This window comes from Pseudomonas sp. NY15435, assembly GCF_048068295.1.
In the GTDB taxonomy this organism is placed as follows: Bacteria; Pseudomonadota; Gammaproteobacteria; order Pseudomonadales; family Pseudomonadaceae; genus Pseudomonas.
Genome location: NZ_JBLUQA010000004.1, coordinates 395424 through 419342, shown reverse-complemented (window position 1 = coordinate 419342; position 23919 = coordinate 395424). Strand labels below are relative to the sequence as shown.

Annotated in this window: 17 protein-coding genes; 9 read left to right on the top strand and 8 right to left on the bottom strand. The window is 62.2% G+C overall.

Translation table 11 applies throughout. The annotated features are described in order from the left end of the window. Positions 1-50 precede the first annotated feature (50 nt). The 7 genes from ACNFH5_RS12110 to ACNFH5_RS12080 all read right to left on the bottom strand — a co-directional run bounded on the left by ACNFH5_RS12110 (position 51) and on the right by ACNFH5_RS12080 (position 9613). Positions 51-1733, bottom strand: coding sequence for an ATP-binding protein (locus ACNFH5_RS12110; protein ID WP_138216945.1), 1683 nt, complete (start codon positions 1731-1733; stop codon positions 51-53). Between the two features lie 15 nt (positions 1734-1748). After that, positions 1749-2957: a DUF4297 family anti-phage-associated protein gene (locus tag ACNFH5_RS12105; protein ID WP_416746203.1), complete on the bottom strand. Its 1209-nt coding sequence runs from the start codon at positions 2955-2957 to the stop codon at positions 1749-1751. Positions 2958-3084: 127 nt separating this feature from the next. Beyond that, positions 3085-3963, bottom strand: coding sequence for a hypothetical protein (locus tag ACNFH5_RS12100; protein WP_171039479.1), 879 nt, complete (start codon positions 3961-3963; stop codon positions 3085-3087). A gap of 99 nt (positions 3964-4062) precedes the next feature. After that, positions 4063-4917: a hypothetical protein gene (locus ACNFH5_RS12095; RefSeq protein ID WP_138216947.1), complete on the bottom strand. Its 855-nt coding sequence runs from the start codon at positions 4915-4917 to the stop codon at positions 4063-4065. Positions 4918-5073: 156 nt separating this feature from the next. Beyond that, a protein-coding gene (locus ACNFH5_RS12090) for an IS3 family transposase (RefSeq protein WP_412548445.1) occupies positions 5074-6230 on the bottom strand; the annotation gives its coding sequence in 2 pieces (ribosomal slippage) (positions 5074-5967 and positions 5970-6230; 1155 coding nt in all). Between the two features lie 30 nt (positions 6231-6260). Further along, the gene (locus ACNFH5_RS12085) at positions 6261-6554 is read right to left on the bottom strand and encodes a transporter (protein ID WP_242015286.1); all 294 of its coding nucleotides are present in this window, start codon (positions 6552-6554) and stop codon (positions 6261-6263) included. 359 nt (positions 6555-6913) lie between these two features. Then, the gene (locus tag ACNFH5_RS12080) at positions 6914-9613 is read right to left on the bottom strand and encodes a LuxR C-terminal-related transcriptional regulator (protein ID WP_138211993.1); all 2700 of its coding nucleotides are present in this window, start codon (positions 9611-9613) and stop codon (positions 6914-6916) included. 255 nt (positions 9614-9868) lie between these two features. Here ACNFH5_RS12080 and ACNFH5_RS12075 point away from each other — a divergent pair, with 255 nt between their 5' ends. Then, positions 9869-10615 carry an SDR family NAD(P)-dependent oxidoreductase gene (locus ACNFH5_RS12075; RefSeq protein WP_138211994.1) on the top strand — a complete coding sequence of 249 codons (747 nt, stop codon included), beginning with the start codon at positions 9869-9871 and terminating at the stop codon, positions 10613-10615. Positions 10616-10831: 216 nt separating this feature from the next. Here the strand turns inward: ACNFH5_RS12075 and ACNFH5_RS12070 are convergent, their stop codons facing one another. Then, positions 10832-11938 (bottom strand): MBL fold metallo-hydrolase, encoded by a 1107-nt coding sequence (locus ACNFH5_RS12070; RefSeq protein WP_138211995.1) that lies wholly within the window; start codon positions 11936-11938, stop codon positions 10832-10834. Positions 11939-12138: 200 nt separating this feature from the next. Between ACNFH5_RS12070 and ACNFH5_RS12065 the strand changes: the two genes are divergently transcribed. The 8 genes from ACNFH5_RS12065 to ACNFH5_RS12030 all read left to right on the top strand — a co-directional run bounded on the left by ACNFH5_RS12065 (position 12139) and on the right by ACNFH5_RS12030 (position 23789). Then, positions 12139-13830, top strand: a complete 1692-nt coding sequence (locus ACNFH5_RS12065) for a DUF1302 domain-containing protein (protein ID WP_138211996.1) — start codon at positions 12139-12141, stop codon at positions 13828-13830. A 167-nt stretch (positions 13831-13997) separates the two neighbouring features. Then, positions 13998-15074 carry a WD40/YVTN/BNR-like repeat-containing protein gene (locus ACNFH5_RS12060; RefSeq protein ID WP_416746199.1) on the top strand — a complete coding sequence of 359 codons (1077 nt, stop codon included), beginning with the start codon at positions 13998-14000 and terminating at the stop codon, positions 15072-15074. Positions 15075-15099: 25 nt separating this feature from the next. Next, positions 15100-17559, top strand: coding sequence for an efflux RND transporter permease subunit (locus ACNFH5_RS12055; RefSeq protein ID WP_138211998.1), 2460 nt, complete (start codon positions 15100-15102; stop codon positions 17557-17559). Positions 17560-17628: 69 nt separating this feature from the next. Continuing rightward, entirely contained in the window at positions 17629-18777 is a 1149-nt protein-coding gene (locus ACNFH5_RS12050; RefSeq protein WP_416746197.1) for an acyl-CoA dehydrogenase family protein, read from the top strand. Between the two features lie 109 nt (positions 18778-18886). Further along, the gene (locus tag ACNFH5_RS12045; RefSeq protein ID WP_138212000.1) at positions 18887-20008 is read left to right on the top strand and encodes an acyl-CoA dehydrogenase family protein; all 1122 of its coding nucleotides are present in this window, start codon (positions 18887-18889) and stop codon (positions 20006-20008) included. Further along, complete coding sequence (locus tag ACNFH5_RS12040) at positions 20005-20763, top strand: TetR/AcrR family transcriptional regulator (protein ID WP_138212001.1); 759 nt, start codon at positions 20005-20007, stop codon at positions 20761-20763. The genes ACNFH5_RS12045 and ACNFH5_RS12040 overlap by 4 nt, the downstream gene beginning before the upstream one ends. A gap of 134 nt (positions 20764-20897) precedes the next feature. Beyond that, on the top strand, positions 20898-22328 hold the full coding sequence (locus ACNFH5_RS12035; RefSeq protein ID WP_416746194.1) for a hypothetical protein: 1431 nt from the start codon (positions 20898-20900) through the stop codon (positions 22326-22328). A gap of 3 nt (positions 22329-22331) precedes the next feature. Continuing rightward, complete coding sequence (locus ACNFH5_RS12030; RefSeq protein WP_416746192.1) at positions 22332-23789, top strand: acyl-CoA reductase; 1458 nt, start codon at positions 22332-22334, stop codon at positions 23787-23789. Positions 23790-23919: the final 130 nt, after the last annotated feature.

Below are 23919 nucleotides of genomic sequence, written 5' to 3'. Positions count from 1 at the left end.
GACAAAGCCGAGAAACATGCGGATCTCATAGACAGCACCGAACGCTTGGTTCACTTGTACCACTCCGCCTTCAGGGCTACGAAGTCCATGCCCTTCCATTCCTCCATCCAGAGCTGCCAGTAAGGAATGTCATTAGAGGACGGCGCATCCACACAGGGCTCAATCTGAACTATGGAGGGAAGAATGATGGACTCCCCGACCATAAGAGCCTCGCCTTGACGGAACGAGGTCATCTTGTCGATGAGCGAACCAAGTGAGTCGGGCAAGAGTTTCTTCACGTACCCCTGGTCAGCAGGGTTCGTCAGCCGCATCGCAATGAAATTGCTGCATTGGGAGAAAATCGTTTCGGAGATCTCGGACGGCCGCTGGCTGGCAAGCAGCAAAGTCACGCCGTATTTCCGCCCCTCTTTTGCGATTCGCTCGATGGAGACTTTGGAGGAGCGGTACTTGGAAAGCTCACTGTTCGGAACGTATTTATGCGCCTCCTCATAAACCAGGAGGATAGGCACATCATTGTTAATTTTTTCAGCTGGATTTGCAGCGCAGCGTATACGTTTGTAGATGTAGCCATACTCGAATATCAATCGGGAAATTAGCGAAACGGTGATACTCAGCACCTCAAACGGAACGCCACTAAGATCAATTACCGTCACGTTAGAACGATTATCGCCGTGATAGCCAAGCAATTTCTCCAGCGTTTCCTCGAATGTAATCTCTTTTGATCTATCACCCAGGAAAAAGTCTAGCCTGCTGTCATTAACTTTGTTTTCAAGTCGGTTGACGAAGTTAGTCAGCTTGCCATAGAGGCTACCCTGAGTGAACTTTGCCTGACCGGCCTTCTCCTTATTGGTAGCTGCATAAACCTCGCCGGTATCAATCATCTCGCTGTTCTTGGCGACGGCATAGGCCAGTACCGCTTTGATGTCGAACGGAATAGGCGTGTCCAAGTGAATTTTCTGCTTGTCGGCGTCGGTTCCCTGGAGTTTTTCTCGCCGATCTTTAATGATCGCTTCTTTAAAAATATTACGCTGATTATGATCGTTCGCCTCAGTGTCGAGGAAAAATTCTTCTAGCTCCTCACTGTTTAGCATCCAGTACGGCAGCACCAGATTCGAAATATCTATGTGGTTAGCGGCAGGAAACGCGGATTTATACTCCGAGTGGATATCAAAGATGATCACGTGGGAGTTGTTTAGGGAGAAGTCTCCGCTCTTGCCAGCTACAGCCTTCTGAATAACGGTCGCCAAGGTGTGTGACTTCCCTGAGCCGGTGGACCCCACCACAGCGATGTGCTTGTTGAAGAACTTATTACCGTTAACCGGTACTGGAACGTTGGGATTAGAGGCCAAGGAGGAGAAGCCGAAACGCGTCTCGGCAGGCACCGAATCTTCATAGATTCGCATGATGTCGGCGATTGTCGCAGGCTGTACCTCTTTGGGTGGGATCGCCAGCGAGTCACCCCCTCGCTCAAATTTTCCGTCCCGCAGAATTCCTAACGGAAAAGCTTCAATGATGTAGTCACGCTTGCCTGTAGCGCTGACTGCAATCTGGAAATTCTCTATTATCGCGATGAGAATGGCATTCTCGTTGTCCGCGATCTTCAGGTACGACCCAACCTTGAGGGATTCCTCCGCAACCTTAAAGTTCTCAAGGTCATCTACGACGATCCGTACTTTGTCAGGAAATACAGCGATTACTTGAGCGTTGATTTTCTCGTCATTCTCTGTAGCCATGATCCCGTCCCTGCGCTAGATAATGGATTTTACGTCTAAGAGTTTCTCGACCTGTATTCGCACATGTTTGACCGCAGCATTTTCCAGTTCAAAGTAACAACCCTCTATATGAAACTGGTAAACCTGGCGAGTCTTCCTAATTGCCCCAACAGCTTCAACGAGGTTCCCAATCGTATTCAGGAACTTAATCCTTACGCCATTGCCATGGGTAGCCTGCTGAAGAATCGACTGGCAATCAAATTCCGCCCCATGAAAATCGTGCCCATCAATGAACCTGAAGCCCTCAGCAAGCAGCTCTTTCTTCAACTCCAGCAACTCAGCATCGACGATCCCATGGATATAGACGTAAGGGCAGAAAGGTGACGGTTCTCGAGCCGAGAGCTTCGACCACTTTCTAGATATCTCGTGGACCAAATCCTTTACGTCGCCACGGACATAGGACCCCGGATCTACTTCGATTAAAAAAAAGCGCTCGAAAGGCGACACATTGACTTCTGTAAAGTATTGCCGCCTTAGCGCCGCTAAATGATACTTTTTACCCTTTCGCTGAACGAACCACTCATTGAATAATAAATCGGCGGTGTTAATCCGCTCTAGAAACGCTCTCTTGCTTATCAGCCTATCTGCCGCAGCAGCCTGGATTGACAAGTCTCGGATCACCGACAGAGCATTGTTGTAATAAAAATACTCGGCCGAAAATGCCGAACTTTGAAAAATCCCTCTCAGGGACTGGAGCACTTCGCCGTACTGAGCCTCGAACTCCTGAGCTCTCACATTAATTTTCAGCCGTGTCAGAAAAACCTCAAGATCTGCATCAGTGAGGCCAAGCTCTTCGTGATGATAATGAGTGATCTTGTCCTTCGTGTAGGTCAAGAAGTGTTTCTTTAAAAAATCAAGATCAACTCCACCATCGAGCTTCTCCTGTCCAGAGGAGTAGTAACCCTTTATCGAGTAATTAATTCCAGGCTTGGCGCCAGAAAGGGTTTCCTTAAAATGGGACGCCATATGCTTAACAGCATCTTTGATTACGGAGTGATTATATTCCGTTTTCGCATAATACTTACACTGCATTGCCGTCGCGTCGTCAGCCGTTCGGATATCGATATCTTCCGTACACTCGATTTCAATCGTGTCATCCAGACCGGGCAATTGCAGAACGCTAAGGATGGAGAGGTCGAACTGATAAAAATAACCACGAATGGTATCAACAGCACTTCTGTCCATTTGCTTGCACCTTCAACCTTGAAGTTATTGCGGTGCCGCCGCGCGCCCGCCAAGTCCTGCTGTAGAAATGCCACCGTGACGCGATGTTTTGCTTGGTCGGCGGCGCTGCTCTTACAGTTGTCCAGCTCTATCGAATCAACGCTGCCAGATACGGCAACGCTTGCGAGGCCAATGCCCCGCCTGCGGCGTTCTCTAGGACTGATTTGATACTGCTCGCGGTCGCCCTGATGATCGGCCATTTAGGCTTCGGAGAGGCGGCTTGGGCGCGTAGCGTTGCGAGCTCCGCTTCAAGCTCGGTGCGCGTGCCGACGTCAATGGCATCTTTTCGAATGACGCCGGCTAGGTGCTTAATCAACGCCATTAGCGCCGTCATATCCCCCCCAGCTTGATGCTGACTCGACTCACTCGTTCCGATCTGAATTTGCGATCCACTGACATCGCCGAAGTGATAATGCTGTTGCTGCACGATCTGCTTCTCCTCCGGTGAAAACGTCATGCCCTCACCGAGCACGCCTTTTTCCTCAAGATCCAAAGCCCATTCAAGCACCCGACTGCGGACCTTCTCGATAACCCCGTTTATCTGTACGGTGGAAAACTTTAGCGCCGGCCTCAGAGCAACGCCGTTGCTCTCTTCGATCATGCGCATTAGGCGCTGCTCAACGCTGGTGGGGAAATGGCTGAAAATCCCAGTGGTGCTCTTGGAAACCTCTATCAACTCTGGCAGCGACTGGCGGATAGGAAAGTCTGTTAAGTCGTCCACAAAGTCCGGGTCAGCAAAAAGGGGAATCGGGCCATGTATGGGATTCTCGACAACCAACTGGCCTTTCACTCGCCGGTACTGCGGCACCTCGCCAGAGTGATAACCATTCAGCTCGCCGTTAATCCAATCCACCAACACTGAGACGCCCAATCGCCTGGTCACGACTAAAGCTCGGCGCAGGAGTTCAGCCGAAGAAACCGTCGGATCTATCGCTGCATTCACCAACTCCGAGACTAACGCAGGCATATTCACTCTCCGCGTGATGGCAAGGTGACTGCATAGCATGCCGTCACAGCTAAGCGCAACAAAGCGTTCAACCTGCCGACAAACGCCACTCCAGAGCAGTTAAAACTTGAAGTCAAAACCCGATTTTGAACGTTTATTTAAGTTTCCGTCGTTATCGGGCTCGTTGTCAGGGTCGTATTCAGGGTCTTGTCCAAGCCCATTCGATGGGCTTGTGTAAACGCCTGCCAGGTTTGACCATCGATTGAATGCATCCGCCTCTTCGTCGAGAAACTCCCTGAGCTTGGCCTTCTGACTGGTGTTCAGATACTTTCCTGTCGACTCCCTGGTCAATGCGTTAATCAGAAGTTCCAGACTCTTCGCAGAAGTATCTTCCATATAGGTTACTGTGCTGGTTCCATAGATCAGCATCATGACCCCATTAGTAATTAAAGCCTCTGAGCGGATTGCGCCAAAAATATCGGCAAATCTTGTAGTATTATCACCGCCCCGTGGAATAGCTCTTAGCCAGCGGAGCAGGCTGGAGTGATTGGCTATGTCAGGTTCCTCGCCAGCCAGCTGGGAGGGCGGAGAGCAGTTGGTCGCCTTGAGGGTCATCACCGGATAGTCAAAAGGTTGTGGTTTATAGAAGTAAGGCATCGTCGGGAGGGTGTTGTAGACATAGACAATAGGGAACCCCAATCCCTCAAATGTCAGATTATCCACGAACTGATCATGATCAAAGCTGATTAACTTTCCTTCCGATTGCACCTTAGTCTCAGCCAACAAGAGACTTGAATCGTCCAATGTGGCAAGAAAGTCAGCACAAACCAAATTCAGGCCTTCACCCTGTTGATTGGCATAATACTCGAGATGACTGACCCGAATACCGTTGTCGCGGCAATAGGCAATTAGTGAGGCGATAATCGCAGATTGCAGTACGTTTTCATTTTTTGAGCGATCACGTTTCTGGCGCATTAGTCGACCCAGACAGGTAGAAGAGCATGCAGTTATAAATAGAAAATTGAGATAAGTACATCAGAGCGAACACGAAAGAAAGAGCAGTGCCCCCAGGATAGGCCTTTTGTTAGGTCAGGAAATCTGTGGTCTGTCCCGAAACTGGTGGACAGGTAGTTAAGAGTTACTGCTCGCATTTCGCCGCTCAAACTCCATCGGACTGAGATAGCCCAGCGTCGAGTGGCGGCGACGGTGATTGTAAAAGCGGATGTAGTCGAACAGGTCGGTTTTCGCCTCGTGGTAGCTGGCATAGCGCGTTAGGTAAACCCGCTCAGCCTTCAGCGAACGGAAGAAGCTCTCCATCGCGGCGTTGTCCCAGCAGTTCCCCGGACGTGAATGGCTGGGCACGATTCGATGTCGCCGAAGCAAGGCCTGGTAGTCGTACGCGCAGTATTGGCTGCCACGATCCGAGTGCAGCAGCACTTCTTCTTTCGGCTGTCGGCGTGCAACGGCCATCTCCAGAGCAGCATGCACCAGGGCCTGTTGCATCCGATGGTGCATCGCCCAACCGACGACAGCGCGTGAATAGAGATCGAGCACGACGGCCAGATACAGCCAGCCTTGGGCCGTCCGCACGTAGGTCATGTCCGAGACCCAGTGCCGATTGGCGCGATCCGAGGCGAACTGGCGATCCAGGTGGTTCGGGGCAATCGGCAGAGCATGACGACTGCTGGAAACCTGCCGCCAACGCTTGCGCGAACGAACACGCAGGTCGGCTTCGCGCATCAGTCGAGCGACTCGGTGTCGACCACACGCATGCCCCATGGCCGCCAACTCGGCCTTGATTCGGCGATGGCCATAGATCCCATTCACCTCGTGGTGGATGGTGCGGATCTCCTTGCTCAGACGCCGATTCGCCATCTCTCTCGCCGAGGGAGGCCGCTGCTGCCAGGCATAGAAACCGCTGCGGGATACCTGCAGCAGCCGGCACATCGGCGCTACGGGATAGCGACCGGCCAACGCCTCGATGGCGCGGAACTTCACTTCGTGGGCTGCGAGAAGATGGCGAGCGCCTTTTTTAAAACATCGCGCTCCATGGTGACCTGAGCCAGTTGCTGGCGTAGGCGACGCAGCTCCGCGCTCTCGCCCCGCTGCTTGCCATTGCCCGGAAAGGCATCGTCACCTTGCTGCTCGTACTGGCGCTTCCATTTGCCCAACAGGCTTTCGGCGATGCCCAGCGTCTCGGCGACATGACGAAGCGGCGTACCGGCAAGCACCTGGTCTACCGCCTCGCGTTTGAAGGATTCGGGAAAACGTCGTCTGGTCTGGGTCATGAACACTCCTTGCGGTGGACATTATCCACCTTAAGTCAGTGTCCACTCAGCCCGGGACAGACCACTGATAGTGCGTGTCGGTGTTTTCCCGTTTGTAGGTCGGCCGGCCACCAAGGAGAGCTCATTGTCCTTGTTGAAGTAGGTGTAGCCGCCGCCGGCGCCCGGTGAGGCATGGCCCAGCCCCAGGTTGACCAGGCGATTTGGGTCGTAGGCGCCGGCCGGCAAGTTGCCCATGCTATAGACCATGAAGTTGTGCACGCCGCGGTTCCATTTCAGCGTGCAGGCGACAAAGAGGTCGCTGGTGCCCTCCAGGCTGGTCGGCACCGATGTCGGCACTTGCGTGGTAGTAGATTAAAAGAAAGCTCCAACCCGGTTCTGCCGGCACGGCGGCTAGGGTGCTAAGCGCGCTAGGCAGCCAGATGCTGACGCCGACCGTACCGTTGCCGTTGGCAACAAGAGGGACAGGCCCAGCGCCATCCAGGTCATGCTCTTGCGCTTCGCCACCTCGTCTATTGGCTCATCCCTCATCGGACGGTCATGCCGTGTGGCTCGCCAGCAGAGCGGATGCCAGGAGCCTCGACGCAATTTGATTGGAGTGGGGGTACGGGGATGCGAGCGTGGTTGGGCGTATTGGCATCAGGAGCGTCGCACCCATCATGGCACGACGCAGGCGAGAGGCGGCGCTAGTCGATTAGGTTGTGGTTCTTCGCCCAGACCATGGCGTCGTAGCGGCTGGAGACGCCAAGCTTGGCGAAGATGTTGCGCAGGTTCCACTTCACCGTTTCCAGGGTGATGTCCAGGGTAAGTGCGATGCGTTTGCTTGACATGGCCTGGGCCACCAGGGCGAGGATCTCGATCTCGCGCTTGGTCAGCACCGCCTGGGTCTTAGCCGGCTGGACGCGGCGCGTGCGCGGCTGGCTGGCGTTGACGGCGAACGGATCGTTGAGCTTGCCGAGCAGCTCCTCGGCGTAGACCAGCACTTCGCCCTCGACGGCCTGTTCTTCGACCAGGCGAGCTAGCAGCTTCTCCGACAGCGCGCCTTCGTCGATGAAGGTCCGGACTAGGCCGAAGCGTTGTCCGGCGGTTACCGCCTGGCGCAGGTGCTGCATTGCTTCCTCTGGACGCTTGAGGTCGTCTAGGGCGGAGGCGGTGAGCAGCTCGACGAGTGTCAGCAGGCGGCCGCGGTCGAACGCTTGCGCATACGCTCGGACGATCTGCAGCTGGGCAAGCGTCTGTGTCGAATCCTCTGCCTTCAGGTAGCGGGCGCGGGCGAGCGCGGCGATCGCCGGCAACTCGGCGCGGGCGCCACGCTCGCTCGCGTGCCGGCGCACCAGGTCATCGAGGGTTTCCAGCAGTTCGCCGGCGCGGTTGCGGCTACCCTTGAGCAGCAGTACGCGAATCTGTTCGGCCACCAGGTGGGCCACAGGGCGGACCTGGCCGAGGCAGCGCAGATGGGCGATCTGCTGTTCGAGGAAGCTCAGTGCGGCCTCGGTGCCTTTCTGCAACAAGTCGAGGCGGACGCGGGTGAGGTTGGTGCGCACTATCACGTCCGGCACCGAGGAGTGCAGCAGGCCGAAACGGTTGGCGATGGTCTCGCGGGAGTCGTCGATGCGGTCGAGTTCGTAGAAAGCCTCGGTCAGGGCGCTGGCGCACAGGTTCGCGCAGATGGAGCGGCTGCCGCCCTCGCGGGTGGCATGTTCGAGCAACTGTGAGGCGACCGTCGCGAACTCGCGGACATAGCCGGCGGCGATCAGGTTGGTGGTGTTGGTGAACTCGGCAACCATCGCCGTGTCGTTACCGCGGTCCTCCGGCGGAATGGGGTATTGGTCGTGCAGGCGGCGGGCATCGGCGTAGCGCCCGGCGGCTGTGTAGGCGACCGTCAGGGCGAGCAGCAGCACATAGCGCAGGAATGGGTTTTCCAGGCTGGCATCGCGTACCGGTTCGAGCACTTCAATGGCCAGTTCGGTGTCGTCGTCCTGCACGGCGATTGCGCCACGAATCAGCGGGAGGCCGCTGGCGATGTCCGGATGGGCTTGCAGGTCGCTGTTCTGTAGATGCTGCAGCCAGGCCTTCGCCCGCGCCGGACGGGATGTCAGTGACACAGTCAGGCAGGCAAGGAAGAGCAGGCGCTGGTGGCGGAACAGCACGTCCTCTGGCAGGCGCTCCAGCAAGTGCAGCGTCGGGCTCAGGTATTCCAGGCTCCAGGTGGCTGGCGCGGAACGCTCAATGACCTGGGTGGCGAAGTCGATGTCCTCGCCCAGGCTGGCGTGGCGTAGCGCCTCGGTCAGGCAGCGATGCTCGGCAAACCAGCGCGCGCCGCGCCGGTGCAACTGCTGCAGGTCGCCACCGTGGCGTGCCAGGCGGCTGGTGAGAAATTCGCCGAACAGCGGGTGGAAGCGGTACCAGGGCAGGCGATCATCCGAGTCGACCCGGTAGATCAGCAGGTTTTCGTCTTCCATGCGCTTGATCAGCCCGCCGGCCTCTTCGCTGTCAGTGACCGCTTTGGCCATGGGGGCGTTGAAGCGGCGGAAGATCGAAAGCGCCTCGGCGAACGCAACGAGTTCGGCCGGTAAGTGCTCCACCACTTCCTCGCTAAGGTAGGTCTGCAGGTCGCTGGAACGCCAGACCAAGTCGTGGAGGATGGAGCGAGAGTCCGGGCGGTTCTTCAGCATGATCACGATTAGCTGCAGGCAGGACGGCCAGCCGCTGGTCAGCTCATGGATCAGACTCAGTTCGTCGGCGTTGAGCTTGTCTCGCCCCAGGTTCTCCTCGATGAAGGCGCGGGTTTCGGTGGCGTCGAACGGCAGGGTGACACTCTCGATCTCCACAACCTGCTGCATCACCCGCAGCCGCGACAGGCTCAGCGGCGGTGCTACCCGAGAGGCGATCACCAGGTGCAGGTTGCCCGGCCCATGGTCGAGCAGTTTCTGGATCAGCTTGTGGGCCAGCGGTACCTCGACGTGGTGGTAGTCGTCGAGGATCAGGTAGAGCTCCTTCGACAGGTTTTCCGCGCCCTCGACAACGGCGGCGACCATGGCGTCCATTGCCGAGGCCGTGCCGTCCTCCTGCAGCAGGTCGAAGTCCAGGGCGATGCCCAGGCGGCGCAGGGCCTCGATGAGCGCCGTGCAGAACGGAGCATAGCCCTTGTCGTCGCTCGTCAGCGATATCCAGGCGACTTCCGCGCCGGCCTTCAGGCGGTCCTGACGCCATTGCGCGAGCAGGGTCGTCTTGCCGTAGCCGGCGGCGCCGGTGATCAGCGCGAGCCGGCATTCGTGCATCTGGTCCAGCTGAGCGATCAAGTTGTTGCGCGGCACGTGCTTGGTACCGATGCGCGGCGGCGAAAACTTGGTCGAAGCCAGGTGGCGGGCGGGATTAATTGTCATTTTTTCCCTGGAAATACTAGTGGCCGGGAGCGCGAACGGAACTCGGCGGCATTCGCGGGCAGGCATGAAAACGGCTATTCGAGTGACCGTACTGGAGTGCCAAAAATGCGTCAAGAACCTCTAATACAGCGCACTTCCGAGGCGTTGACAGGCGTCCGCAAGGGGAGGGGACACGCCGAAAACACCCTGCTTATGCTCGATGATCCGCGCCCATTGGGCGCCCATTCAATGGGTAAGCGTAGGAGAAACAAGCGCATGAAGCTGGACAACAAGGTAGCGATCGTCACTGGGGCTGCTTCCGGGCTCGGGCTGGCCACCTGCAGGGCGTTGGCCACTGCAGGTGCACGTGTGGTGGGCCTGGATCTCGACCAAGCTCGCCTGAACGAGGCGCTGGGAGAGGGCGTCCGCGGCATCGGTGTGGACGTTTCCAGCGAGGAGAGCGTCAAGTCGGCGATCGACACCGTGGTCGCCGAGCTTGGCGCCATCCATGTCGCGGTCAATTGCGCCGGCATCCTCGGCCCGTGCAAAACCCTCTCCAAGGGCCAGCCGTTCCCCAGCGACCTGTGGAACCGCGTGCTGGCGGTCAATTTGACCGGCACCTTCAACATCATTCGCTACGCTGCCCTGGCGATGACCGCCAACCAGCCCGAGGACACTGGCGAGCGTGGGGTGATCATCAACACCGCCTCCGGCGCTGCCCGCGAAGGGCAGATGGGCCAGGCGGCCTACAGTGCGAGCAAGGCCGGGGTGATCGGCATGACCCTTCCGATCGCCCGCGACCTGGCCGAGCACGGCATCCGCGTGGTGACGTTGGCGCCGGGGCTGTTCGAGTCCGGCATGTCGGCCGGTATGCCGGCGAAGGTCTCCGAGAGCATTGTCAGCAGCCTGCTGTTCCCGCGGCGCATGGGGCAGCCGAGCGAGTTCGCCGCGTTGGTCCGTCACGTGGCCGAGAACCCCTACCTGAACGCGCTGACCCTCGATATCCAGTGCGGCACCCGCTGACACAGGCCTGAATGGCCTGTATCCCGATGTTCTGGGGGCTGGCTGTTTCGCCCGGACGGCGCCGCGAGGCGCCGTTTTCGTTGGCCTAGGTAGGCTCTATTGCAGCAGACAGTTTCCCTACCGCCTGGAGCAATGCCGGTGGCATCGTCATCGGGCCGCGCGTCGGGATCGCCTGGGCGTAGGCACAGGTGTCGAGAGACCCGGGGGCGGGGTTGCTCATCCTTGTTCGTTATCTCGAACCAGCGATTCGGTGACCCGGGGAGTCAATCGATACCAGACGACGCCGTGCTGATCGGTTTCCGTACATAGTTCGCCGCGCTGCTGCAGGTGATTTAGATGCGCGAGGCTTTCGCCGGTGGCCAGGCCCATCAGGCCGATGTCGTTGGCTGGGATCTGCCGGGCGAAGAGCAGCTCGAAGACATCTACCACTCGCCTTGGACGATCCAGTCCTCGACGCACCCGATCGAGTGCGCGTTGCAGGCTGGACTCCAGCTGGGCCAGGCGCGCATGCAGGCCGCGGAAGGGTTCGCCATGTGCCGGTAGCACCAGCACCTCGTCGCTGACGCGTTCGCGCAGCATGGCCAGCGAATCGAGCCAATCGCTGATGGGGTCGGCATCCGGCTCGCCGGGATGTACCGAAATATTGGAGGAGATCTGCGGCAGCACTTGGTCGCCGGATATCAGCAGCTTGCGTTTGGCTTCGTAAAGACAAGCGTGTTCCGGCGAATGGCCTGCCCCAACCACGACTTCCCATTCGTGCTCACCAATACGCAGGCGCTCGCCATCGCTCACGCGGCGGAAGCTCTCCGGAAGCGGCCAGAGCATATGGCCGAAAGTGTTGGCGCGCTCCCGGTTCAGCGCAAGCGCGGCTTCGCTCCAGCCGGCGCGCTGGAGGAACGCCTGGGTTTCCTTGGAGGGGCCGCGGCCGCTATCGCCTGCAAGCATCCGGCATTGCAGGTACTCCAGGCGCGTCATCCATAGACGGCAGGCGAAGCGCTCGCCAAGCCAGCCAGCCAGACCGATGTGATCTAGGTGCATATGCGTTCCTAGCACGCGAGTCACCGGCCTGCCACGTAGTACTCCGTCGAACAATCGCTCCCAGGCCTGGCGGGTGTCGTTGCTGTTGATTCCGGTGTCCACCACGGCGACGCCAGGGCCGTCTTCGAGCAGCCACAGATTGATGGTCGGAACGTAGATTGGCAGCGGCATGCAGGTCCAGTGCACGCCCGGAGCCACCTCACACCACTCGCCGATGGCGGGCGGGCTGCCACAGGGAAAACACAGTGCGTCATCGGCGGCAAGCGGGGCGAACTCTTTGTTCATTGCGGATCCTCCAAAGCGGGCTGGCAAGCCGGCCATGTGACGAGTTTCGCCCGGTAGGGAGGGGGGGACGCCCCCATTTAATAGGGGGGAGAGAATCGGGTCGTCGCTGCACCCTTGCCCCACTCGATCACTGATTGAGCTTCTTCCTGGTTCGGTGCCGTCGGCCCGAGCCTTGGTTAATCGAGGGGAGAGAGGAAAACATGGCGAACAAGAAGAACAAGATGAAGCAGAGTCGACCCGTTCCACACAAGCTGAGCACGAGCATCCTGATGGTGTGCGCAATGGGTTGGAGCACCGCGCATGCCGTCGAGATCGACACCGGTAACGACGATCTGAAGCTACGCTTCGACAACACCTTCCGCTACAACCTGGGCAAGCGGGTCGAGAACCAGAGCACTCCGATCCTGAAGAACCCGAACTACGACGACGGCGATCGCAACTTCAAGAAGAACAGCATCGTCAACAACCGCCTGGACATCCTCAGCGAGTCCGACCTGGTCTACAAGGACAAGTACGGTGCCCGCATGAGTGCCGCGCTCTGGTACGACGACGCCTATTCCGGTGGGCTGGACAACGACAGCCTGGCGACGTCGAACCACCTGGGCAGCGACGGCAAGCCGGCCCTGGGCCTGAGCCGCTACGCCAACCGCTACTACGAAGGTCCGTCGGGCGAGATCCTCGACGCCTTCGTCTTCGGCACCTTCAACCTGGGTGACTCGCCGCTGCAGCTGCGTGCCGGTCGGCATACCGTGAACTGGGGCGAGTCGTTGCTGGGCAGCGGCGCGATCAATGGCATTTCCTATGGCCAGGCCCCGCTCGACCAGGGCAAGGCGCTGGCCCTGCCGGGTATCGAGGCGAAGGAACTGTACATCCCGCGCACGCAGCTTTCGGCGCAGTTCCAGGCCACGCCCGAGTGGTCCTTCGGTGCGCAGTATTTCCTCGAATGGCGCCCCACGCGCGTGCCGGAGTCGGGTTCCTACCTGGGCTTCTCCGACATCTATCTGCAGGGCGGCGAGTCCTACATCCTCAGCCCGAAACTGCGTGCCACGCATGGCGACGACATCGAGCCCAAGGATGTCGGCGACTGGGGCCTGATGGCGCGCTGGAGCCCGGAATGGCTCGACGGCACTCTCGGCTTCTACGTACGCAACTTCTCCGACACCGTCCCGCAGGTCATTCTGCTGCAGGCCAAGCAGCCGCAGTACTTCATGAACTACGCCTCGGACATCGACATGTACGGCATCAGCCTGTCGAAAGAGGTGGCCGGCATCAGCTTCGGCGCGGACCTGAACTACCGTCACAACATGCCGCTGGCCAGCAGTGCGGCGGTGGTCACTTCCGCCAAGGCACTGCCGGACGACGGCGACATCCTCGGCGCCCGTGGTGACACCCTGCACGGTGTGGTCAACGCCCTCGGCTCGATCAGTTCCAACCCGCTGTTCGATTCCGCGACCTGGGCCACCGAACTGACCTGGAGCCACTGGGTCTCGGTGAACTCCGACCCTATGAACCTGTTCAAGGGCAGCTCGAAGTACCGTTCGGTGTCCACCAACATCGATGCCGTCGACCGCAACGCCTACACCATGGCGGTGAACTTCACGCCAACCTGGTACCAGGTGTTCCCCGGCGGCGACCTGTCGATGCCGGTCAGCTACTCGGTAGGTCTGAACGGCAACTCGGCAGTCGCCCTGGGCGGCAGCGAGGACGCCGGCAGCTACGCCGCGGGCCTGGGCCTGGACCTGTACAGCCGCTACCGCTTCGACCTGAAGTACGTCGACTACTTCGGCGACTACTCGAAGAACGCCAGCGGTGCGGCGCTCACCCCCAACGGCAGCCAGGCGCTGCTCGAGGACCGCGGCGCCGTCTACTTCACCTTCAAGACCAGCATCTAAGCGCTGGCCCGGGCCGCGTGGCGACACAAGCCTTTCGTCGCCACGCGCCGCGCCCGGATGGTGAAGGAGGCGGACACGCCTCCTTTCGCTATTGCCAACCTCGGCATTCCCGCGGTCCTGCCATGAGCGGGCCGGCAGCCGAGGCGAATTCGATGTGAGGGCAATCGATGTTCAGAATCACTTTCGCGGCGCCGCTGGCGCTCGGCCTGGCCGTCCTGGCCGTCCTGGCAGGCCAGGTGCAGGCGCAGCCGACCTTCGTTCCGCCGCTGGCGCAGCCGGCCGTGCAGTCGCCGCTGGCCGCTCGCGTACCGCTCAACGCCCTGGTGCTGGCCGGCCAGCGCCTGGTCGCCGCCGGTCAGCGTGGCCACATCCTGTATTCGGACGACGGCCAACACTGGACCCAGGCACAGGTGCCGGTGAGCTCGGACCTGACCGCGCTGGCCTTTCCCAGTGCCAGCCAAGGCTGGGCGGTAGGCCACGAGGGCGTGATCCTGCACAGCGACGATGGCGGCCGCACCTGGAGCCGGCAGCTGGACGGTCCTCAGATCGCCGATCTGCTGATGCGCCAGTACGGCCACCCAGCCGATCCCGCCGATCCGGAGGCCGCGCGCCTGCAGCGTGACGCCGAGGCCGCCGTGGCGCAGGGCGCCGACAAGCCGCTGCTCGACGTGTGGTTCGAGGACGAGCGCAACGGCTATGCCCTAGGCGCCTTCAACCTGATCCTGCGCACAAGCGATGGCGGCCAGCACTGGACGCCTTGGCTAGAGTACGTCTCCAACCCTCGCGGCATGCACCTGTACGCCATGCGCCCGGCGATGGGCACGCTGTTCGTGGTCGGCGAGCAGGGCCTAGTGCTGAAGTTCGACGCCACGACGCAACGCTTCCTACCGCTGGAGTTTCCCTACCAGGGCACGCTCTTCGGCCTGGTCGGCAGTGCCGATGCGGTGCTGGTCTACGGCTTGCGCGGCAACGCCTACCGCAGCATCGACGGCGGTGCTAGCTGGCACAAGGTCGAGACCGGCACCGACGCCGGCCTCACCAGCGGCGCGGTGCTCGCCGACGGCACCATCGTGCTGGCCAGCCAGGCCGGCGAACTGCTGCACTCCCGCGATGGCGGGGCAACCTTCCAGCGCGTGAAGCTGGCCCGCGTCGCACCGAACTTCGCGGTGGCGCCGGCGCCGGCGCCGCAGGCGGGCGTCGCGTTGGCTGGCATCGGTGGTGTGCGCCTGGAGCGCGCGCAGTGAGAACAAAGGTATTCGGGGTAACGTGATGACTGCGACCAATTCCACCGACAAGCTGCTGAGCATCAGCGACCTGCGGGATTTCGACCACGCTTCGGGCAGCCGCCTGGAGCGCCTGATCTTCAACAATCGACTGCTGGTCGTGCTGCTTTGCGTGCTCGTCAGCGGGCTGCTCGGCTGGCAGACGCGCGGGCTGACGCTCAACGCCGCCTTCGAGAAGACCATCCCGCACAACCAGCCGTACATCCGCAACTTCCTGGCCAACCGCGACGAGCTCAAGGGTCTGGGAAACGCGGTGCGGGTGGTGGTCGAGAATCGCAAGGGCGACATCTTCGACCCGGCTTACCTGCAGGTGCTCAAGCACATAAATGACGACCTTTTCCTAACCCCGGGCGTCGACCGTGCCAACGTGAAATCGTTGTGGATGCCGGTGGTGCGCTGGAACGAGGTCACCGAAGAGGGGTTCGCCGGCGGCCCGGTGATGCCGGACAACTATTCCGGCTCGCCCGCCAACATCGAGCAACTGCGGCAGAACATAGGCCGCGCGCAGCTGCTGGGTAACTTGATCGGCAGCGACTACCGCTCGAGCATGGTGTTCGTCCCGCTGCTGGACAGGGATGCCGAGAGCGGCAAGGCCATCGACTACTGGGAACTGTCCAAGCGCCTCGAAGCGATTCGCGCCAAGTACGCCGGCGCCCAAGGCAGCGCCGACATCCAGGTGCACATTGTCGGCTTCTCCAAGGTAGTCGGCGACCTGCTCGACGGCCTCAGCCAGATGATCCTCTACTTCGCTGTGGCTGCGGCCATCGCCGCGGCGATCATCTTCGCCTGGACCCGCTGCCTGCGCAGCACGCTGCTGGTGCTGGGCTGCTCGTGCGCCGCGGTGCTCTGGCAGCTGGGGCTGATCGCGCTGCTGGGCTACGAGCTGGACCCGTATTCGATCCTGGTGCCGTTCCTGGTCTTCGCCATCGGCGTGTCGCACGGCGCGCAGAAGATGAACGGCATCATGCAGGACATCGGTCGCGGCACTCACCGCCTGGTGGCGGCGCGCTATACGTTCCGCCGCCTGTTCCTTGCCGGTCTAACCGCGCTGGCCGCCGACGCCGTGGGCTTCGCCGTGCTCATGCTGATCGATATTCCGGTGATCAAGGACCTGGCGATCACCGCGTCCATCGGCGTCGCGCTGCTGGTGTTCACCAACCTGATCCTGCTGCCGGTGATGTTGTCCTACACCGGCGTCAGCCCCCACGCCGCCGCACGCAGCCTGCGTGCCGAGCAGCGCGAGATCGGCGGTGTCTGGACACTGCTGGAGCGCTTAACCGAGCGGCGCTGGGCCACGCTGCTGCTGGCCGGTGCGGCCGTGCTGGCGGCGGGCGGCTTCGCGGTGAGCACGCACCTGAAGATCGGCGACCTGGACGCCGGCGCTTCCGAGTTGCGCCCGCATTCGCGCTACAACCTGGACAACGCCTACATCACCGGCAAGTACACACTCTCCAGCGACCAGTTCGCGGTGATCGTCAAGACGCCCGCCGAGGGCTGCCTGGACTACAGGACGCTGATCGAGGTCGACCGTCTGGGCTGGACCCTGCAGCAGGTGCCGGGCGTGCAGAGCACCGTGTCGCTGGCCGACGCCGTGCGCAAGATCACCGCCGGCTCCTACGAGGGCAGCAACAAGTGGCTGACCCTGTCGCCGAACCAGGACGTGCTCAACTACGCAGCGCGTACCGCGAGCACCACCAACCCCGAGCTGTTCAACACTGAGTGCTCGATCATGCCGGTGGTGGCCTACCTCGCCGACCACAAGGCCGACACCCTGGAGCGGGTGGTCGATGCGGCCTCGCGCTTCGCCGACGAGCACAGCACGCCGGAGCGCCAGTTCCTTCTCGCTGCCGGCACCGCCGGCATAGAGGCGGCGACCAACATCGTGGTGGAGAAGGCCAACTTCAGCATGTTGCTGTACGTCTACGCGGCCGTGGTGGTGCTGTGCTTCATCACCTTCCGCAGCTGGCGCGCGGTGATAGTCGCGGTCGTGCCGCTGGTGATCACATCGGTGCTTTGCGAGGCGCTGATGGTACTGCTGGGCATCGGCGTGAAAGTCGCCACCCTACCGGTGATCGCGCTGGGCGTCGGCATTGGCGTCGACTACGCGCTCTACCTGCTGAGCATCCAGCTGGCCAGCCAGCGTAACGGTGCGAGCCTGGCCGAAGCCTACCGCGAAGCCCTGCGCTTCACCGGCAAGGTGGTGGCGCTGGTCGGCGTCACCCTGGCCGCCGGTGTCGTCACCTGGGCCTGGTCGCCGATCAAGTTCCAGGCCGACATGGGCATCCTGCTGACCTTCATGTTCGTCTGGAACATGCTCGGCGCCCTGGTTCTGATCCCCGCGCTCTCGCACTTCCTGCTGCGCGGCCGCGGCGAGCCCGGCCGCCGCGTCGCGGCCTCGCCGGTGCAGGCTGAACGGCACGATCAACCGATAGCCCGTTGCGTTTGACCATCCTGCCGGCGGCACCGTTGCGCGCCGGCATTCCTGACGATTCACGCTGATTTCGAGGTAAGCACCATGACCGATACATCCGCTGTCTTCCTGAGCGAACTGGAACTGCTGATCCGCGACTCGGCGCGCAAGGTCGCCGCCGAAGTGGTGGCACCCACCGCCGCCGAGCGCGACCGCACCGCCGCCTGGCCGCGCGCCGAACTGCAAGCCGTGGCCGAGCTGGGCTTCCTGGGCATGCTGGTGCCCGAAGAGTACGGCGGCTCGGGCACCAGCTTCGTCGAGTACTGCCTGGCCATCGAGGAATTCGCTGCCGCCGACACCGGCTTCGCCACCCTGATCCACGTGCACAACTCGGTGGGCATGGCCATCGCCCGCCTGGGTAACGAGGAACAGAAGCGCAAATACCTGCCGGGCATCGCCGACGGCAGCCGCATCGGCGCCTTCCTGCTCAGCGAGCCGCATGCCGGCTCGGACACCGGCTCTTTCCGGACCAGCGCGCGCCGCGACGGCGACAGCTACGTGCTCAACGGCAGCAAGCAATTCATCTCCAACGGCAGCGAGGCCGGGGTCGGCCTGGTGCTGGCGGTGACCGACAAGAATGCCGGCAAGCGCGGCAGCAGCCTGCTGATCGTCGACCCGCAGGAGCATCCTGGCTACGTGGTGGCCTGCGTGGAGCACAAGATGGGCCAGCGCTCGGCGCACGTTGCGCAGATCCAGCTGGACGACTGCCGGATCCCGGCCAATAACCTGCTGGGCGAGGAGGGCAGCGGCTACCGCGCCGTGATGGGTTCGCTGTCCGAAGGGCGCGTGGCCATCGCCGCAGTGGCTACCGGTACGGCCCGAGCCGCGCTGGATGCCGCGGTGAAGTACGCCAAGGAGCGTGAAGCCTACGGCGCGCCAATCATCCAGCTGCAAGGCGTGGCCTTCGACCTGGCTGACATGGCGACCCGCGTGGAGCTTTCGCGCCAGTTCCTACTGCACGCCGCGCGCCTGTGCGAGGCCGAGGTGCCATGCGCCAAGGAGGCCTCGATGGCCAAGCTGTTCGCCAGCGAGATGGCCGAGCAGGTGTGCTCCGACGCGCTGCAGGTCCACGGCGGCTATGGCTACCTCGCCGATTTCCCGGTGGAGCGCTACTGCCGCGATGTGCGGGTGACCAAGATCTATGAAGGCACCAGCCACATCCAGAAGCTCATCATCTCGCGCAACCTGGCATAAGGCTTACCCCTCCCCGTGGGGGGAGGCGCTCTGCCGCGCGCGCGGCATAGGCTTGCACGATCGCCGCTACTACGAGTGGCTCCGGTATAACGGGGATGGGAGAAAGGACATGCACAACGACATGCCGAACGACGCACAGCGCCTGGCGGTAGCGAGCTTTCGCACCTTCCTCCAGCGCGAGGTGCTGCCGGTGGTCCGGGAATCCCGTGATCGGCCGATCCCCAAGGGGCATATGCGCGAGCTGACCCAGGGTCTTGCCGAGTTCGGACTGCCCGGCGCCAGCCTCAGCGAGGAGCAGGGCGGCCTGGGCCTGGCGCGGCATACTGAGGCGATGCTCTTCGAGGAGCTGGCCAGGGTTTCGGCGGACGTCGCCTTGTGCGTGAAGACCAACAAGGCCATCGCCGCTTTCCTGGCCGCACTGCCGCCTCAACAGGCGGCAGCCGGTGAGCGATATCTGCCCGACATCCTCAGCGGACGGGGCTTCGGCGCCTTCTGCCTCGATGAGGCGGAGACTGCTGGCACGGTGACCGCTCGCCGGGAAGGCGACGAGTTCGTCCTCGATGGTGAGCAGGCCTGGGTGGCCAATGGGCGCTACGCCGACTTTGTCGTGCTTGCGGCTCGTATCGAGGACGGCAGCTGCATTCACCTGCTGGTGGAGCGCCGTGCCCACGGGTTCGTGGCGCGCAACAGCGAGCGGATCGCGTTGAACTCGCATTCCACTGCGCAAATTTGCTTTAGCGGCACGCGGGTGCCGGCCAGCCAGTTGCTGGGCGCCGAGCTGCGGGACAGCCTGCGGGCGCTGACGGCGGCACGCATCGACACCGGCCTGCTTGGCGTCGGCCTGATGCGCGCGGCGCTGGATCTATGTCTGGAGTGCGCCGGACGCCGCGAGGACGCCTCAATGACTTTGGCGGCGCCGCTGGCTCAGATGGCTACGCTGGTGGACGCGGCGCGGCTGCTCTGCCTACGCGCCTATGAGCTGCTGGATGACGGCCAGGCCTGCGACCTGCAGGTTGCCATGGCGAAGTGGTACGCCGGGGAGATGGCCGTGCGGGTCTGCCGCGACGCCGTGCAATTGCACGGTGCCGATGGCCTGGCCAGGGCCTTCGACGTGGAGCGCCTGGCGCGGGAAGCCATCGCGTTGCCGCTTTGCGAAGGCAGCACCGAATGGCACCAGCGACTGATCGCCCAGTCGCTGCTGGGTGACGCCGCCTCGCTCCAAACACCATGACCCGCAAGTCCGGCAGCAAGCCGCCGCGGGACGTCCCCGGTCCTGCGCCGGCGGAAGAGCCGTTGCTATGCGTCGAATTGCCGGCACGTCAGCGCAAGCGGCCGCGCCAGGCGCGTTCGGTGGCTCTGGTGGAAGCACTGATGCTCACCGGCCGGCAGATTCTCGAACGCGAGGGCAGGGCGGCGCTCAGCGTGCACCGCCTCGCCGAGCACGCCGGGGTCGCCATCAGCTCCATCTACGAGTACTTCCCGACCATCGAATCGCTGGTCGCGGCGATCTTCGAGGACTACCGTCGCGAGGCGCGCCGCGAGGTGATCACCAGCCTGGAGAAGCTGCCGGTCTCGGCGACCCTGCTGGACGGCATCGAAATGCTCCTGCAGACCGGCCTCGCCAACCTGCATCGCTGGCTGCAGCTGGACTCCGACCTGAGCGTCAAGGCCGCCTACCACGCGGAGCTGATGCGTCTGGAAATGGTGCGCTCGGAAGGCTTCTGGACCTCCGAGGCGATTCCGGCGCTGGTACGGCGTTTCTCCTCGCAGGTGCTGGTGCGCGACCGCGAGAAGGCGGGGTTCCTGGCCTACCACGCGGTGACCGCGCTGCCGCGGGCGCTGGTCATCGAGCGACCGAACTACCTGGTTGAAGCCGACACCCTGCGACTGCTGGCGCGCATGCTCCATGCGCTGCTCACCGCGGAAGATTCGGAAGCCAAATCGAGTTGGATTAAAAAATCCTTTAAAAACATATATTTAATATGAATTTTCGGGTGCCGGAATCCGGAACAGCGCAACCTCTTGCGCCCCTAGACTGGCTGCACCAAGAAGGCAGCCCGCGGCGGGCGGCCGGTCCTCCGCGCCTTGGCGCGGACGGGTGAATCTAGGACCTATGCGCCATGACAAGAACAATCGACCAACGGGTGGAGCTGCTGCTCAGCGATCCCGAAGCCCTCGCCAACCACTGCCGCCAGACCTGGGAGCAGATGCCCCGCGGCGAAATCGACGCGCTCCAGCTCGCCGGCCTCCAGCGCCGTTTCGCCGAACTGCGCGAGCGCATCCCGGTGCTGAAGAAGCTCGCCGAAGGTGAAGGCGTGGAGCGCATCGAGCAACTCGACGATCTGGTGCCGTTGCTGTTCGAGCACACCGTGTTCAAGTCCTATCCGCCGTCGCTGCTGGAGAAGAACAACTTCACCGCGATCAACAAATGGCTGGCCAAGCTGGTCACCCCTGAGGTCGGCGAGGCGATACTCGCGGCCGACGTCAGCGCCTGCAAGGGTCTCGACGACTGGTTCGAGACCATGGACCGCGAGGTGCCGCAGCTGATCATCAGCCACACCTCCGGCACCTCCGGCACCCTGTCGTTCCTGCCGTGCAGCGCCCGCGAGTTCGAGAAGGCGGCGCAGGTGCGCCGGCTGTTCGCCTGGAACATGCGCGGCCCGCAGACGCCGCAGCCGGAAATGCACACGGCCTACCCGTACTACAGCAAGGGCTATCTCAGTCACCTGCGCGGCGTCATTGCGATCAGCCGAGTGCTGCTGCCGGATGCCTCGCACTTCCATCCGGCCTATCCCTCGACCTTGTCCAGCGACGTCCTGTACCTGGGCGCCAAGCTGCGCGCCGCCCAAGCCAAGGGCACCCTCGACCGCCTGGTGGTGGCACCGGAGATGCTGGCCAAGAAAGAGGCCTTCGACCGTCAGCAGGCCGAGATGCCGCAGCACCTGGCGACCTTCTTCGAGGACATCGCCACGCGCCTGAAGGGCAAGCGGGTCTACATCGGCGGCACCTGGAACCTGCTCCACAACATGGCCAAGGCGGGCTTGGAGCGCGGGTTGGAAGGGGTGTTCGACCGCGAGTCGTACATCATCACCACCGGCGGCGCCAAGGGCGTGGTCCAGCCCGAGGGCTGGCGGGAGGAGGTGATGCGCTTCACCGGCGTGAAGGCGCTGTACGAGTCTTACGCAATGTCCGAGGTGGTCAGTGGTTCGCACCTGCGTTGCGAGCACGGCCACTACCACTTCGCGCATACCGCGATTCCGTTCCTGCTCGACCCCGAAACCAGCAAGCCGCTGCCGCGCAAGGGGCGCCAGACTGGCCGCGCGGCCTTCTTCGACCTGGGCGCTGACGTGCACTGGGGCGGTTTCATCACCGGTGACGAAGTCACCGTCGAGTGGGATGCGCCCTGCGCTTGTGGCCGCCCGAGCCGCTACGTCGTCGGCGCCATCCAGCGCTACAGCGAGAAGAATGGCGACGACGACAAGATCACCTGCGCCGCGTCCGAGCAGTCCCATCGCGAGGCGATGGACTTCCTCAACACCCTGGAGGGCTGAGCCATGACCCATCCCATCGCGCCCCTGGTCATCCGTGGCGAAGTCATCACCGACTACCTGATCGAAGTGGGCGGCCGCGGCGGCGACCTGACATTCCTCACGCCCGACGCGCACCGCTACATCGACCGCCTGCCGCTGGGCAACCCGGCGAAGCTGGCCGACCTGTACAGCCTGAGCTTCGAGGACATCCTCGACTACTGCGTCGCCCTCGGCGAGCGCCTGGACTTCGCCAGCAACCGCTACCTGCAGGAAGCCTGCGAGCTGTCCTACCAGACCGCGCCGACCACCCCGAGCATCGTCCGCGGCTCCTACATGGGCTTGCGCAACCTGCTGACCCGCGAGTCGATCCGCGAGATGGCGGAAGCCACGGTGGGCGTGAACTACCTGGAAGGCTGGGTGAAGCGGCGCCTGCTCGACGGCACCGAACTGGAAGTGCGCTGCTTCGGCGCGCGCACCCTGCACATCGTTGCCGGCAACGCAGTGGCGCTGTCGATGTGGACCATCATCCGCAACATGGTTCTGCGCAGCGACGCCATCATCAAGGCACCGTCCAACGACCCCTTCACCGCTCTGGCCGTCGCCCGCACCATGATCGACATGGCGCCGGACCACCCGCTGACCCGGCACCTGACCGTGGCCTACTGGAAGGGCGGCGACGAGGCCTTCGAGCAACGCCTGTACCAGCCGCAGAACCTGGAGAAGATCGTTGCCTGGGGCGGCTTCGCCTCGATGAAGCACGTCACCCGCTATATCCAGCCGGGCCTGGAACTGATCTCCCTAGACCCCAAGCGCAGCGCAAGCATCATCGGCCAGGACACCTTCGCCAGCGAGGCGAGCATGCGCGAAGCGGCGGTGCGCCTGGCCTCCGACATCGGCGCGATCAACCAGAAGGGCTGCGTCTGCGCGCGCACCGTCTACGTGCAGTCGGGCACCGACGAGGCGGGTCTGGAGCGGCTGAATACCTTCGGTAGCTACGTCTACGACGCGATGCTCAAGCTGCCCAATACCCTGAGCACCCACCCCAAGCGCTACGACCAGGGCCTCAAGGCGCACGTCGACGCGTTGCGCCTGGATGACGAGTGGTATCGCGTCATCGGTGGCAAGGACGGCGAAGGCGCGATCATCTGCTCGCAGATTCCCGAGCCAGTGTCCTTCTCGACGCTGCTCGACGACCGCACCGCCAACCTGGTGCCGGTCGACGAACTGGACGAAGTGATGGGCGCAGTGGACGCCTACACCCAGACCGTTGGCATCTACCCGGAAAGTATCAAGGACCAACTGAAGGACTTACTGCCGCTGTATGGCGCGCAGCGCATCGTCTCGCTGGGCTATGCCGCGGCCATGAAATTCGCCGCCCCGCAGGACTCCATCGAACCCATGCGGCGCATGGGCAAGTGGATCTCCAACCAGATAGCCGCGCCCAAGACTACCCCGGCGCCCTGGCTGCGCCCGTCTATATGAGGTTTCACCTTCGCGCACGCCAGGAGCGGGCGGACGTCCCGCTGCGGTCCGGTGGCCGCAGCGGCATGAACGACTGCCTGGCGGCGCGAGGGCTTGGCCAGTGCTCCCTGGCCTTTTTCCATTTATCGAG